Annotated in this window: 13 protein-coding genes; 4 read left to right on the top strand and 9 right to left on the bottom strand. The window is 52.1% G+C overall.

What is annotated here, in order from left to right:
• Window positions 1–83: 83 nt before the first annotated feature.
• The 5 genes from ACJMNB_RS06585 to ACJMNB_RS06565 all read right to left on the bottom strand — a co-directional run bounded on the left by ACJMNB_RS06585 (window position 84) and on the right by ACJMNB_RS06565 (window position 6572).
• On the bottom strand, window positions 84–2987 hold the full coding sequence (locus ACJMNB_RS06585; RefSeq protein WP_405340301.1) for a fused MFS/spermidine synthase: 2904 nt from the start codon (window positions 2985–2987) through the stop codon (window positions 84–86).
• 124 nt (window positions 2988–3111) lie between these two features.
• A complete protein-coding gene (locus ACJMNB_RS06580; RefSeq protein ID WP_405340298.1) occupies window positions 3112–4200 on the bottom strand; it encodes a hypothetical protein in 1089 nt (362 codons plus the stop codon).
• Window positions 4201–4219: 19 nt separating this feature from the next.
• Complete coding sequence (locus ACJMNB_RS06575; protein WP_405340295.1) at window positions 4220–4618, bottom strand: P-II family nitrogen regulator; 399 nt, start codon at window positions 4616–4618, stop codon at window positions 4220–4222.
• Complete coding sequence (locus tag ACJMNB_RS06570) at window positions 4615–5031, bottom strand: hypothetical protein (protein ID WP_405340292.1); 417 nt, start codon at window positions 5029–5031, stop codon at window positions 4615–4617. The genes ACJMNB_RS06575 and ACJMNB_RS06570 overlap by 4 nt, the downstream gene beginning before the upstream one ends.
• 8 nt (window positions 5032–5039) lie before the next feature.
• Window positions 5040–6572 (bottom strand): DUF1538 domain-containing protein, encoded by a 1533-nt coding sequence (locus ACJMNB_RS06565; protein WP_405340289.1) that lies wholly within the window; start codon window positions 6570–6572, stop codon window positions 5040–5042.
• Between the two features lie 71 nt (window positions 6573–6643).
• Between ACJMNB_RS06565 and ACJMNB_RS06560 the strand changes: the two genes are divergently transcribed.
• The 3 genes from ACJMNB_RS06560 to ACJMNB_RS06550 are packed head-to-tail and all read left to right on the top strand — an operon-like array spanning window position 6644 to window position 8280.
• Window positions 6644–7186 carry an RNA polymerase sigma factor gene (locus ACJMNB_RS06560; RefSeq protein ID WP_405340286.1) on the top strand — a complete coding sequence of 181 codons (543 nt, stop codon included), beginning with the start codon at window positions 6644–6646 and terminating at the stop codon, window positions 7184–7186.
• Window positions 7179–7550: a hypothetical protein gene (locus tag ACJMNB_RS06555; protein ID WP_405340283.1), complete on the top strand. Its 372-nt coding sequence runs from the start codon at window positions 7179–7181 to the stop codon at window positions 7548–7550. The genes ACJMNB_RS06560 and ACJMNB_RS06555 overlap by 8 nt, the downstream gene beginning before the upstream one ends.
• 4 nt (window positions 7551–7554) lie before the next feature.
• Window positions 7555–8280, top strand: a complete 726-nt coding sequence (locus ACJMNB_RS06550; RefSeq protein ID WP_405340280.1) for a Spy/CpxP family protein refolding chaperone — start codon at window positions 7555–7557, stop codon at window positions 8278–8280.
• Window positions 8281–8347: 67 nt separating this feature from the next.
• On the opposite strand, the gene ACJMNB_RS06545 is transcribed toward ACJMNB_RS06550, so the two are convergent.
• Window positions 8348–9457 (bottom strand): GTP pyrophosphokinase family protein, encoded by a 1110-nt coding sequence (locus ACJMNB_RS06545; protein WP_405340277.1) that lies wholly within the window; start codon window positions 9455–9457, stop codon window positions 8348–8350.
• Between the two features lie 13 nt (window positions 9458–9470).
• A complete protein-coding gene (locus ACJMNB_RS06540) occupies window positions 9471–10028 on the bottom strand; it encodes an HD domain-containing protein (RefSeq protein ID WP_405340274.1) in 558 nt (185 codons plus the stop codon).
• Window positions 10029–10203: 175 nt separating this feature from the next.
• Between ACJMNB_RS06540 and pgi the strand changes: the two genes are divergently transcribed.
• On the top strand, window positions 10204–11868 hold the full coding sequence (gene pgi, locus ACJMNB_RS06535; protein WP_405340271.1) for a glucose-6-phosphate isomerase: 1665 nt from the start codon (window positions 10204–10206) through the stop codon (window positions 11866–11868).
• 92 nt (window positions 11869–11960) lie between these two features.
• Here the strand turns inward: pgi and ACJMNB_RS06530 are convergent, their stop codons facing one another.
• On the bottom strand, window positions 11961–12116 hold the full coding sequence (locus ACJMNB_RS06530; protein WP_405340268.1) for a hypothetical protein: 156 nt from the start codon (window positions 12114–12116) through the stop codon (window positions 11961–11963).
• 326 nt (window positions 12117–12442) lie between these two features.
• The coding region (locus tag ACJMNB_RS06525) for a class I tRNA ligase family protein (protein ID WP_405340265.1) at window positions 12443–12770 on the bottom strand (328 nt) is incomplete at its 5' end.

Here is a 12770-nt window from a genome sequence, read left to right as displayed (position 1 = left end):
AGATAATTTCAAATTTAAAAGAAAGGAGCCGCAAGGCTCCTTTTCTTATTTAAGGGGCAAGCCCCTGATGTCAATACCAAGCTCTACTTCTTGGCGTTGAGCTTTCTTCTGGCCTGCTGAATTTCGCGTTCGATGAGGCGCTTTTCCACAGCGAAGAAGTTCTCGTTCTTCTGGATGGCATTCCTGTAGATGACATCGGCCAGCTCCGGCTCGCCCGCCAGGAGTGCTATCACGATGCAGTTCCTGAGGAACACGTCGCTCATATCCGTCATTTCGTAATGGTCGTAGAAATCCGCGATATTGAGGGCAGCCTGCTTGTAAACACCTTCACGAGCGGATTCCATGATGTTGAACTCGTCCGCAAAGCTCTTGGGGAACACGCCCTTTTGCACAGCTTCGCCCACCTTCACGTAGACCTCGTCACTGTCGCGGGTTTCCATCGGGACGTTACGAATCCATTCCGCATAGTTCTCGCGGAACTTCTGGTAGCCCACAGAAGCCTCTACACTATCGACATTCACTTCGGCATTCGCCAGTTCGTTGGTATAGGCCAGCAAACCGGCCTTCTTGAATTCATCCTTCGGCTCTTCCAGCATGGCCTTTACGCGGGCAGGCCTACGCAAGGCGTAGTCTTCGGGATCCAGGTACTGTTGCCAGCAAATTTCGCAGCTGTCGAACACCTGTACAATGTGGGCTTCGGAATGAACGAAGCGGGCTTCTTCGGCCTTGTTGTCCACCATGGGGATAAACAGGCTGTTGGGCTTTACGCCTTCGAGCAGCGATTTCAACATCTTGTTGGTAAAGAGGAAGTTCCTTTCGCCGAAGAATTCCGGATCCCGGTGAATGCGGTTGAATTCAGCCACCAGTGCCGTATCTGTCGAGAATCGCCCGATGCCCTTTTGCAACACCGGTTCATCGCTGGCGATCATGATGATGTCAGGTTCGTCGGTGGACTTGTAAAGGCTTACGTAGGGGAACACCGTGTCCAAAGCCTTCAAGATATTCAGGAACATCAAGTCGTTGAATTCATAAGTCTGAATCCACTGCACCCAAAGGGCGCCCGGCCTCATGTAGCGACGCATCTTGGCGTAGAACTCATGAGCGAACAGACCTGCCACGCCGCTGACCCAGGGGTTACTGGGCACGCTGATAATCATGTCGTACTTGCGGCGGTTCGTATGGAAGAAGGTTGTCGCGTCGTCAATGAAAATATGGATGCGCGGGTCGTCATAGCCGCGGTAGTTCCACGGGTAAAAGCCCTTCGCCAAATCCATCATGGCCTGCTCGATTTCCACGCAGTCAAAGTCCTTGAGCAAGGGGTCCGCCAGCAAGTAGTGGGCGCCCATGCCGCTTCCAAAACCCACCATGGCGGCATCGTAGGGTTCCGTCTTCACAGCCATGGGCATGAATGCAGTGGCGGCCTGGGTCAGTTCATCACTGGAAATCGGGGCCTCGCGGTTCTTGCTCATGCTGGCATCGGCCTTGCCGTTGGTCTTCACATAGTAATGCACCGGCGATTCATGGAAACTGATGGTCGCCGTCTTTCCGTCAATCACTTGAATCTTTTCGTTGGGGTGCATGTTCTTATAGCTACGGAACACACCCGAAGTAATCAGTGACGGATCGAACTTCACAAAGATGGCGGGCATGATCATGACGCACACCATGATATAGAACATCACGCTATAGCGGAAACGCTTGCGGTAAATCACCAGCAGCAAGAAACCGATGGCGAAGTCGAGAATTGCGGCCGTCACCAAGGCGCCCTTCAGCTGCAACAGGGGCAACAGCAAAAGTCCACCGCCCGCAGAACCGACAATGGAACCTAAAGTGTTCCAGCCGTAAACCTTGCCGATCGGGGCTTCGCTCTTGAAGGCGCGAGTCAAAATCAAGGTAATCAACGGGAGCGTCATGCCGGCAAAGAAACTCGTAGGCACCATCCACAGCAACGAAAGCGCATACTTGAACAGGCTCCAGCAAACGTAACCGTCAGAGGTCGGATTGAAAATCTGGTTGGCCTCGTTCATCATGCCCCAGAAGGGCTGGTGGAAATACAGGGTGCAAAGGGCAAAGAAGGCCATCAGGATCTGCGCCATGGAAAGCACTACCAGGCTATCCTTCTTCAGCAACTTGCCGCTGACCGCACTACCCAGCGAAAGTCCCAAGATAAAGGCAGAAAGCATCTGGTCAAAGCTATGGCTCGAAGACCCGAGCAGCAGCGACAGCAAGCGAATCCAGACAATTTCATAGACAAACGAAGTAAGGCCCGTAATAGCCGCAATCCAGAACCAGGTATCCTTCGGCGGCATGGCAAGCTTATGTTCCGCAACGTAATCTTCATCGGGCTTTTCAGGGGCCGCATCTTTAGGCGGCACAGGCGAAGTCGTAACGCCGATAAAGCTGAACACCGCCGCCAGCAAGAAGTTGATGGAAGCCGCCACGCACAAGGTCGCGTGGTTACCGATTTCAGGAATCAGCAAGTAGCTGGTGGCCAAGATACCGATGGCAGAGCCGAGGCTATTGGTAAAGTAAAGCATCGGGAGCGAAACTTCCGCGCCACTCTTGCGCATGAGACCCGCCGCAATAAAGGGGAAAGTCATGCCCACCGCAATGGCAATGGGGAGAGTGGAACCCGTCGCCAGAATCACCTTGGCAATTTCGGCACCGCGGCTGGTCAATGAAGCCGTGTATTCGGAATCGTAAAAGATGCCCGTCAACCAGTTATACAGCGGGTGGTACGCTACACCACCGATACCGATGGCAAGTTCCACAATGCCGTAGCCCAGCAAGGGGCGCTTGGTATGCACCACCATCTTGCCCGCCACAAAGCTGCCGATGGCGAGGCCGCCCATGTAAATGCAGAGCGTAAGCACCTGGCCGTAGCTAGAATGCCCAAGGAAGAGTTTAAGGTATCGTGCCCACGAACCTTCATAAATGAGGCCCGCGAACCCGGACAGGGCAAACAGGAAATAGACCAGGAAGTTCATACTTCAATTATAACAAATGAATTGCCACATACAAATTGTCAACCACATTTTCCTCCCCATAACAAGAAAATCCCGGTTTTTACCGGGATTTAGCGAAAATTTTGGTTCGTCAACTATCCGTCAACTAGTTTTTTGCGTATTTCAGCATCTTACGGTACATTCTGAAGGTATCCGATTCAGAATTACGCTTCGATTTTTCGGCTTTTTTATAAAGGGGAGTGACGTTTTCCATTTGCTGCCCGGCTGCAATCTCAGAAAGGCAATTGTTGAAGTCTACTTCATTTTCCCTTCTGAACCTGTAGGCATATCGATATTCTGCGCCATTGCCGTCAACTTCAGTTTCAAACTTGAGGTAATCCATATTTTCAACTTTGCACATGCCTTCTTGCGGCATCGTCCTAAGGTAATCGGCTCTGCAAGTGGTAACGCCATCAGAGACTTCTATATTTATTTCCAACGCTTCGGTGCCATCGTATTCTGTCGTGACAAGGCTTTCTTCAACCTTATTTACCCTAAGTGTAAAAGTCTTTCCGCCTATCGTGAACTTACCGCCATTGTCGTCCTTTTCAAGAACTTGAACGCCGTAATTTTCAATGGCTTCTTGAACCTCTTCTGGATCGATATATGTAATATGGTCAATGTACACCCTATCACTTAAACGATTATAAAGTTTTCTATAGAGCTGAAATGTAAAATAGGAATCCATATAGGAGAGCTTTCCCCTGTCAGCCAGGTATTCGTCGTAGTAGTACACAGCCGTCGCAATCGCTCTTCCTTCAGAGAACTTGAATTCCAATTCGTAGTACTTTGCATCTTTTTCAGAGCAGCGGATTCCCTCTTCTTCATCGTAACGGCAAGAAGTGTAACGCCATGTGGCATAAAGATTGCCCGCAGTACCACCAACGAGCATCCTGGCGTCATACACATAGCCATCGTCAATTTCATAAAGAAGCAACGTGTCTCCACGGAATTCATATTTGAAGCTGTCGGCTTCTTGCTGATGCTCCACCGATTTCCACACGGGGACTTCATTTTCGAGAACGCATCCGTCTTCGGAATACACATCCGGAACCATCACCAGCCTTTGATTGGCTTCGTCAATGATAAGCGAAGCAGACGCCGATATAGAGATTCCATCAGAAGAATCATCGTCGCTACAAGCCGTGAACAAGAGAGTTTGAGCAACAAGCGCTGCAAACAGTAATTTTTTCATATGGGCTCCTCCTTGAGATTTATTTTTCAATTTTTTCTATAGCAGCTTCCGCAGTCTTCGCGGCCTTTTCGGCAGCGGCTTCGGCAGCCTTGATTTCGGCCTTCCACGGGGTAAGACCCACCACATTATCTACCGGCAGCGAGAAGGCGATTCCCTGGCCCATGGTATCGAGCCCCGCCTTCTGGTAAAGGGCATGCAAAACAGCATCCTTGATTTTAGCATCTACCAGAATCATGACAATTTCTTTTTCGGGCTGAATCGCGATATGGAAAAAGGATTCCGCCTCCTTGTTGGCCGTACCGCGGGCATTCAGGATGGTACCGCCGCGGGCACCGGCATCCTTGGCCGCTTCCATCACGGTTTCAGAGAATCCGGTATTCACAATGCAAAAGATGACTTCGTGATTGAATCCGCTCATTTTTCGTTTCTCCGTACCGCATCGCGGTTATCGCTTAAGAAATTGAAGATAGACTTGCCGATAATGCTTGCCATGGGAATGGTATAGGCAATGCCCTTGCCCCCCACAATGGTATTGAACTTTTCGGCAATGCTTTCCAGGGCAGCCTGCAACTGGTTTTCGCCAATCACGCTAATGATCACGGCGCGGTCCGAATCCGCAAGACCCATGGCGGTGGCGATTTCACGGGGAGCAGTTCCCTTACCGAACAGCACCATCTGCATATTCACGCCAAAAGACTGGATGTGGTCCATGTAAAAGTCCGCCTTGGCACGGCTCACCACCGTAATCAAGATTTTCAGGCGGTTCATGGAAATCTTCGCACGGGTATTCGTGCGCACGCTCCTGTTCCTAGATTTCTTTTCCTGTTCCACAACGCCCCCTACATAAAGTCAATAATCTGTTCGTCGTCGGCATCTTGAATGCGACGCATCATCATGCGGTTACGGAGCACCGTCGAAACAATGGCCCTAAAGCCAAGAATCTGGATGGTAATCAAGGGCGTCATGGCAACCATAGCCACAATACCGAAGGCATAATTCAGAATGGAATCGCCACCATCTCGCAATCCGGCACAGGCGCCAATGGCCAAGGGCAAAATAAAGCTAGAAGTCAAGGGACCGCTGGCCACGCCACCGGAGTCAAAGGCGATGGCGGTATAAAGCTTCGGCACAAAGAAAGAAAGCCCAAGAGAAATAATGTAACCCGGAATCAGGTAATAGATAATGGGGAACCCCACAATGATGCGGATCATGGAAAGGCCAATCGAAAGGCCGACACCCACCGAAAGTGCGATCAGCATGGAACGCTTGGTCACAAGGCCGCCCGTCACGTCTTCAACCTGCTTGTTCAAAACGTGTACCGCCGGTTCTGCAAGCACCACCACCATGCCGAGCACAAAGCCAGCCACCACCAATGCTCGGGGCATGGCAGACAACTGCTTGCCCAGTTCAAAGCCGATAGGCATAAAGCCCACAGCCACCGCCGTCAAGAACACCACCAAGCCCACGAAGGTATACACGATACCGAAAGCCATGGGGACAATCCTGCTCCAGGGCAGCCTAAGTACCGTAAACTGCAACAACAGGAAGAATACCACAATCAGACCAAGGGCCACCAACACTTCCTTGGCTACGCCAATAACCGTCGGCAAAAAGTTCAAGCCCAGGCAGGCGTCAATAGAATAGGCCGATTCCGAAAGCTGGTAGGTCAAATCACCTTTAGAAAAGAGCACCAACCCCATAAGGGCGATAATGGGGCCTACGGAGCACAGGGCAATCAAGCCGAAGCTGTTTTCATTCGCCCTCTTGCCGCCAATTGCACCAGCCACACCCACGCCAAGGGCCATGATAAAGGGCACCGTAATGGGTCCCGTAGTCACGCCACCGGAATCAAAGGCCAGGGGCACGAACATGTCCTTGCCAAAGCACACCATGAGCATGCCCAGCATGAACAGCAGCATATAGAAAAAGATGATTATCGTGGAAAGGTCGCGTTTAAATACGATCTTTATAATCGAAAGACCCAAAAACAGGCCTACCCCGATGCCAATGGTCGCTATCAGGAGCGTCGGCTCCACCGCATTTTTCACCTGTTCGGCCAGCACCGAGAGGTCGGGCTCTGCAACGGTAATGAGCACGCCCATGACAAAACAGATCGAAACAAGTAACTGCAATCGCCTGGACTTGGTAAGGCCCGAACCCACATGTTCACCCATGGGGGTCATGGCAAGGTCGGCACCCAGGTTAAAAAGACCTATGCCACCCACCAAAAAAACGGCACAAAGCGCAAAAACGACCAATTGTTTAAGGGAAAGGGACACAAGCGGGGTAAATGACACCGCCAGCACAATAAGCGTGACGGGCAAAACCGAGGCAAAAGCCTCTTTCAACTTGTCCCAGAAGATTTTAATCATTTATGGGGCAGAATATAGAAATTTTTATTTTTTTGCAACCGAACGGGTTCCTAACGCATCAAAAGGCTACAATGAACGAAAAAGTGATTCTTCAACATCTCAAGGACGGCAGCCGCGAAGCCCTCAGCCTGCTCTGGCAGGCCCACAGCTCAAACGTACTGAACCTGGCCTTTAGAATGATGAAGGACCGGGACGAGGCAGAAGACATCCTGATGGATGTCTTTGTGCAGGCACCCAAAGCCGTACAGGGTTTCAGGGGCGAATCTGCCCTGGGCACCTGGCTTTATAGGCTTACAGTTAACGCCTGCCTCATGAAGCTCAGGGCACAAAAGCGCCACCGGGAACTGGAAGAAGAAAAGCTGGACGTCATTATAGAAGAGGTCCTTGGAAAAGACGAAAAAGACGAGAACTTCGACGCAGAACTCTTGGAAAAGGGCCTGGCGGAACTCCCTGCGGAAACCCGCAGCATGCTCTGGCTCAAAGACGCCGAAGACCTGGACGTAAAGGACCTCGCAGACATTTACAGGATGCCCGAAGGCACCATCAAAGCAAGGCTCAGCCGCGCAAGACACTTTGTAAGGGACTATTTAAAGGAGCGTAAGAATCATGTCTAATAAAATCGACTTCTCTAAGCTCTCAAGGCTTACCCCCCGGGAAGATTCCTGGGCTAAAGTCTGCGCCCGCCTGGACGCAGAGGCCTGCGCCACACCCTCAAAGGGAAAGATTCTCGCCATCAAGACTTGGTACAGCGCCATTCCGCTGGCCGCCAGTTTTATACTCGTGAGCCTTACGGCCCTGTTGCCGTCTTTCACAAGCGACATCGAGCCCACCGACACGGTCGAGACCGAATACGTTTCTATCAATAATTCCGCACCCTCCGAAGTCCTGAGCTGGTACGGAAGCCTCGGAAATTCTACCAGCGACGAATTCGAAACCCTGGAAGAAACCGTCGGCTTTAGCTATTTAATCAAGGAGTAACACCATGAACGGAAACAAACTCTTCGCGGCAAGTATTGCAATCCTTGCCCTCGCCCTGGGATTCTTCCTGGGTAACCTCCACATCGCTGGCGGCTGTTGCTGCCAGAAGGCAGAAATGTCCTGCTGCAAGAAAGGCGGCATGCCCTGCGAACACAGCGCCATGCACGCTCCGGGCGCTCCCTGCGACTGCGTAAAGGGACAACCCTGCTCTTGCGAAAAAAACGGACAGCCCTGCCATTGCCCGAACTGCGCAAAGCACGGCCATGACGGCCACGGCCCGAAGGGCGATTTCAAGGGCCATGGTCCTAAGGGATTCAAGGGCCCGAACTTCGAAGTCATCGATTCCCTGCTGCAGGTGACGCCGGAACAGAAGGCCGCCATCGAAGCTAGCCGCGCCAAGGGCGATTCCATTTTCAAGGATCTCCGCAAGAACAAGCACGAAGCCGAAAAGGCTCTGGGCGAAGCTCTTGAAAGCGCCGACAAGGCCAAGATCGATGCCGCCAAGGCACAGGTTCTCGAAGCCGACAAGGCATTGCTGGAACATCGCATCAACGGTGTGGCCGCCCTCGCAAACATTCTTTCCAAGGAACAGCTGGACAAGTTCAATCAGTTCCATAAGGAACAGATGAAGAAGTTCCGCGAATTCAAGAAAGGCCCGAAGGGTCCGCATGAAGGACATCACGAAGGCCCGCATCACGGCAATCCGCCGCCCATGCCCCCGCAGCAGTAATATTTGGCTCCTTAAAACAAAAAGCCTCGGCAGTAATGCCGGGGCTTTTTTCAATTTCTGTCCAGGATTATTTCTTCATGAACGACAAATTCTGGGCCACGCGGAAAATGCCTTCGGCACGGTGCTTGTTGCTGCCGGACACTCCGTTAAAGTTTTCCAGGAAACGGGTCAGTTCCAGAACGCCACCGCCCTGCTTAAGCACATGAACGGCACAAAGCGCAATCACCCCCAGCGAGGAATTGATAATGTCGAGATCGGTTCCTGCCAACTGGAATGCCGCCAGCTGGTAAGCATCGTCCATATTCCTCTTGATCATCCTGTCGATATCACCGAGAGTCGTGAACCCGAAGGACACGAATACGGCCAGGAACCGCGAAAGTGACGTCTCGTGGATTTCAGCCTGGTTAATGGCGGCAATGCGCTTGTTCAGGGAATCGAAGGGACGAAGCTCCAAGTAGTTGCCAAAGGAATCGCCGTTGAGTTCCACCTCGTCAAAGCTTCCCGAACTCACCAGGGATTGCACATGACGGCGGTAATCATTGATACCCGAACGGATTAAGCAGAACTGTTCATCTACCAATTCCAGCATTCCCGCGAGGCGATTCAGGTTGCGCAAGTATTCCTTGGGAACTTCAAAACCGGACTTGTAACCCGTATCGTGATCCAGCACCGACCACACATGCTGTAAGGCCGAGCGCATCTGCACTTCGAAACGGATTTCGTTCATTTGCGGGTATTCGGGATCAAAATACTTTTCCTTGGGCAAACGGCAAATGAAATGCAGCGAATTATAACCGAAACTGTGGATTTCGTGCATCTTGCGCTTGTCGATGCTGTTTTCCCAGTCAATTTCGAAAAGGCGCCCTACGAGGGCGGCAACTTTATCCACCTCGTCGCTGTAGAAGGTAATAATGCGGACGCCCAAGATATCCGTCAAGTCTGCAAGAGATCCGTACTTGCCCGATTTACGTTCCAGTTTGCCGGCAAGGCTGTTTTCTGCCTTGACGCGGCCTTCGATAGCGTTGATGTAGATCTTGTTTTCTTTTATACTCTCGCGAAGGATCCCCTTGACCACATTCAACAGCTTTTCAAAAACGGGACGCTGTTCGCGATATTCTTCCAGAATCAGGGCCTCTTTAGGGGAGAGACCGTAATCGGCATTATCTTTCTGCTCCATGGCCATTCTACTTTCAAAAAACCCTGTCGATGGTATCAACAAATTCGTCGTAGGCGAAAGTTCCCTTGAGGCTTGCAAGGACTCGGGCAAGGCCACGGAAATGCCATTCATGGGAAGCCTTGTCCTTGACACAGAACAAATCCCACACCTTGTCACCGATGGCCTGGTAATCACGGTAAATGGCGCGGATGTTACTTAATTTATCAGCAAGAGCGACAATCTTTACATTGTTGTCGGCCATAGAAAGGCGTTCAATGGCTTCTTCCTTACGAAGGCGCCAACTATCCTGGCGGCTCTTGCCTTCGAACACGATGTCGGATTCCGCTTCCACAAGCTCCGCAATCCGCTTACCGAATTCCCGTTCCACATCCTTGAGCGTCACGTTGGTATCCTCTACCGTATCGTGCAGCGCTGCGGCGGCCAGAAGTTCCTGGTCGTTAGTCATGGTGGCGGCAATAGAGACAGCTTCCATCGGGTGGACGATGTAGGGGAACCCCTTCCCCTTGCGTTCAGCCCCCTGGTGCGCCTTGACCGCAAAAACAATCGCTTTATCGAGAATTGAAGTATCCATGACTCTAAATGTATATAAAAAGATGCGGAACCGAGCTCACTTTTCTATCTTGGCGCGCTTCGCGCGCATATAATACGGCTCGGTCATGTCAGAACGCAAGCGTTCTGCCGCGACGCTCGCCTTTTTCTATATTTGCTCCCGAAACAAACACCCGCTTAGCGGAAAGGATTAATCTATGTCGAAACTGACAGATTCTACGGAATGGAAGGCTCTTGAAGCCCACGCCGAAGTCGCCAAGACCTGGCACATGAAGGAACTCTTCGCAAAGGACCCGGCTCGTGCCGATAAGTTCAGCGCCGAAGCCTGCGGACTCTTCCTGGACTACTCCAAGAACATCATCACCGATGAAACCATGGCCAAGCTCCAGGACCTCCTGAAGTCTGCCAACTTCGAAGAAATGCGCGCCAAGTACTTCGCTGGCGAAAAGATTAACACCACCGAAAAGCGCGCCGTGCTCCACACTGCACTCCGCTACAAGGGTAACGATCCGATTTGCGTCGACGGCAAGGACGTGATGCCCGAAGTCCGCCGCGTGCTCAAGCACATGGAAGAATTCACCAAGCTCGTCCGCACGGGCAAGTGGAAGGGCCACACCGGCAAGTCCATCAAGTACGTGGTGAACATCGGTATCGGCGGTTCCGACCTCGGTCCGGTGATGGTCACCGAAGCTTTGAAGCCCTATGCTGAAAAGCCGGCTGCCGGCGAAACCTCTCCGGAAGTCTACTTCGTTTCTAACATCGACGGCACTCACATGGCCGAAACCCTCAAGAAGGTGAACATCGAAGAGACGCTTTTCATCGTTGCTTCCAAGACCTTCACCACTCTTGAAACCATGACCAACGCCGAAACTGCCAAGGCTGCAGTTCTCAAGGCTTTCAATGGCGACGAAAAGTCCATCGCCAAGCACTTCGTTGCTCTCTCCACCAACACCGAAGCCGTTTCTGCCTTCGGTATCGACACCGCCAACATGTTCGAATTCTGGAACTGGGTGGGTGGCCGTTACTCCCTGTGGTCTGCAATCGGTCTCTCCATTGCTCTGCGCATCGGTTTCGACAACTACATGAAGCTCCACCAGGGCGCCTACGAAATGGATCAGCATTTCAAGACCGCCCCGGTTGATAAGAACCTGCCCGTGATCCTCGCCCTCATCGGCGTGTGGTACAACAACTTCTTTGGCGCTTCTAGCTACGCCATGCTCCCCTACGACCAGTACCTGCACCGCCTCGCCGCCTACTTCCAGCAGGCCGACATGGAATCCAACGGCAAGACCGTTGACCGCGATTCCAAGCGCGTGAACTACCAGACTGGTCCGATCCTTTGGGGCGAACCGGGCACCAACGGCCAGCACGCCTTCTACCAGCTGATCCACCAGGGCACCAAGATGATTCCTTGCGACTTCATCGCCCCGGCCAACAGCCACAACAAGGTTGGCGATCACCACCAGAAGCTCCTCTCCAACTTCTTTGCACAGCCCGAAGCCTTGATGAACGGCAAGACCCTCGCCCAGGCTCAGGAAGAACTCCGCAAGGATGGTAAGTCCGAAGAAGAAATCGCATTCCTCGCACCGCACAAGGTGTTCGAAGGCAACAAGCCGACCAACTCCATCATGATGGACTACGTTTCCCCGGAAACCCTCGGCGCCCTCATCGCCATGTACGAACACAAGATCTTCACCCAGGGCGTTATCTGGAACATCAACAGCTACGACCAGTGGGGTGTTGAACTCGGTAAGCAGCTCGCCAAGAAGATCCTCCCGGAACTTGCAAAGGCCGACGCTGAACTGAACCACGACAGCTCCACCAACGGACTGATCAAGTGGTTCAAGGCTCACCAGAAGTAAGCCGGTGCCGCGGGGCAACGCCCCGCACCTAAAAATTAAAAAGGCCGCGACAATCAAGTCGCGGTCTTTTTTTTGCAAATTAAACAGCAGTTCTACTTTGTTGCTTGCTTTTTGTCGCGCCAGGCGAAGATATTTGCAAGCACCGTTCCACTGATGGAATGGTAAGCACAGCTCAAAGCGCAAGGAACCATGCAAAGCACGGCTTCGGGGTTCTTCGCCACGTTAGCAGGGTCAGCAAAGAAGGCCATGGCAAGTACGGTTGCTTCATCAAATTGCGCACGTCTTCTATCGAAATAGTAAGACCCATGCTCAACATGATAACACCGAGAATGACCGAGGATACATTCCCGTGAACCCAGCCGAAAGCGACCGGGACGAAGAATGCGACAATTGCGCTTGCGATTACAAAAGGGGAAGCGTAGTTAGAAAGTAGACGGCAAAATACCTTGATTACCTTAAACATGCTTTAAATATAGGATTATTCTGGGCGGCTATCAAAAAAGACCGCAGCGAGTTGCTACGGTCTGAATTTCTATGGATCCTTCGTCGCTTTGCGACTCAGGATGACAATGGGCTACTTCACAACGATGTTCACGAGCTTGCCCGGAACGACAATGGACTTCACGACGGTCTTGCCAGCCATAAATTCCTTCATGCGTTCGTTTTCCATGGCGAGCTTTTCGAGGGCGGCCTTGTCCATGTCCTTGGCCACAGAGGCCTTGGCGCGGACCTTGCCGTTCACCTGGAACACGACTTCCACAGTGTTTTCCACAGCCTTGGAGTGGTCGGCTTCCGGCCAGGCGACGTTCGTGAGGGATTCGTTGTGACCGAGGATGCTCCACATTTCTTCGGCGATATGCGGGGCAAACGGGTGCAGCAACTTCACGAAGGTTTCGCACGGT

This window comes from Fibrobacter sp. (genome assembly GCF_045131395.1).
Taxonomy (GTDB): domain Bacteria; phylum Fibrobacterota; class Fibrobacteria; order Fibrobacterales; family Fibrobacteraceae; genus Fibrobacter.
The sequence above is the reverse complement of the archived record's forward strand: the minus strand, read 5'-3'. Positions and strand labels throughout refer to the sequence as shown.

Bases quoted from the DNA above. Each gene is read 5' to 3' on its own strand.
- ACJMNB_RS06585 (WP_405340301.1), bottom strand. From the start codon at position 2,987: ATGAACTTCCTGGTCTATTTCCTGTTTGCCCTGTCCGGGTTCGCGGGC.
- ACJMNB_RS06580 (WP_405340298.1), bottom strand. From the start codon at position 4,200: ATGAAAAAATTACTGTTTGCAGCGCTTGTTGCTCAAACTCTCTTGTTC.
- ACJMNB_RS06575 (WP_405340295.1), bottom strand. From the start codon at position 4,618: ATGAGCGGATTCAATCACGAAGTCATCTTTTGCATTGTGAATACCGGA.
- ACJMNB_RS06565 (WP_405340289.1), bottom strand. From the start codon at position 6,572: ATGATTAAAATCTTCTGGGACAAGTTGAAAGAGGCTTTTGCCTCGGTT.
- ACJMNB_RS06560 (WP_405340286.1), top strand. From the start codon at position 6,644: ATGAACGAAAAAGTGATTCTTCAACATCTCAAGGACGGCAGCCGCGAA.
- ACJMNB_RS06555 (WP_405340283.1), top strand. From the start codon at position 7,179: ATGTCTAATAAAATCGACTTCTCTAAGCTCTCAAGGCTTACCCCCCGG.
- ACJMNB_RS06550 (WP_405340280.1), top strand. From the start codon at position 7,555: ATGAACGGAAACAAACTCTTCGCGGCAAGTATTGCAATCCTTGCCCTC.
- ACJMNB_RS06545 (WP_405340277.1), bottom strand. From the start codon at position 9,457: ATGGAGCAGAAAGATAATGCCGATTACGGTCTCTCCCCTAAAGAGGCC.
- ACJMNB_RS06540 (WP_405340274.1), bottom strand. From the start codon at position 10,028: ATGGATACTTCAATTCTCGATAAAGCGATTGTTTTTGCGGTCAAGGCG.
- pgi (WP_405340271.1), top strand. From the start codon at position 10,204: ATGTCGAAACTGACAGATTCTACGGAATGGAAGGCTCTTGAAGCCCAC.
- ACJMNB_RS06530 (WP_405340268.1), bottom strand. From the start codon at position 12,116: ATGGCCTTCTTTGCTGACCCTGCTAACGTGGCGAAGAACCCCGAAGCC.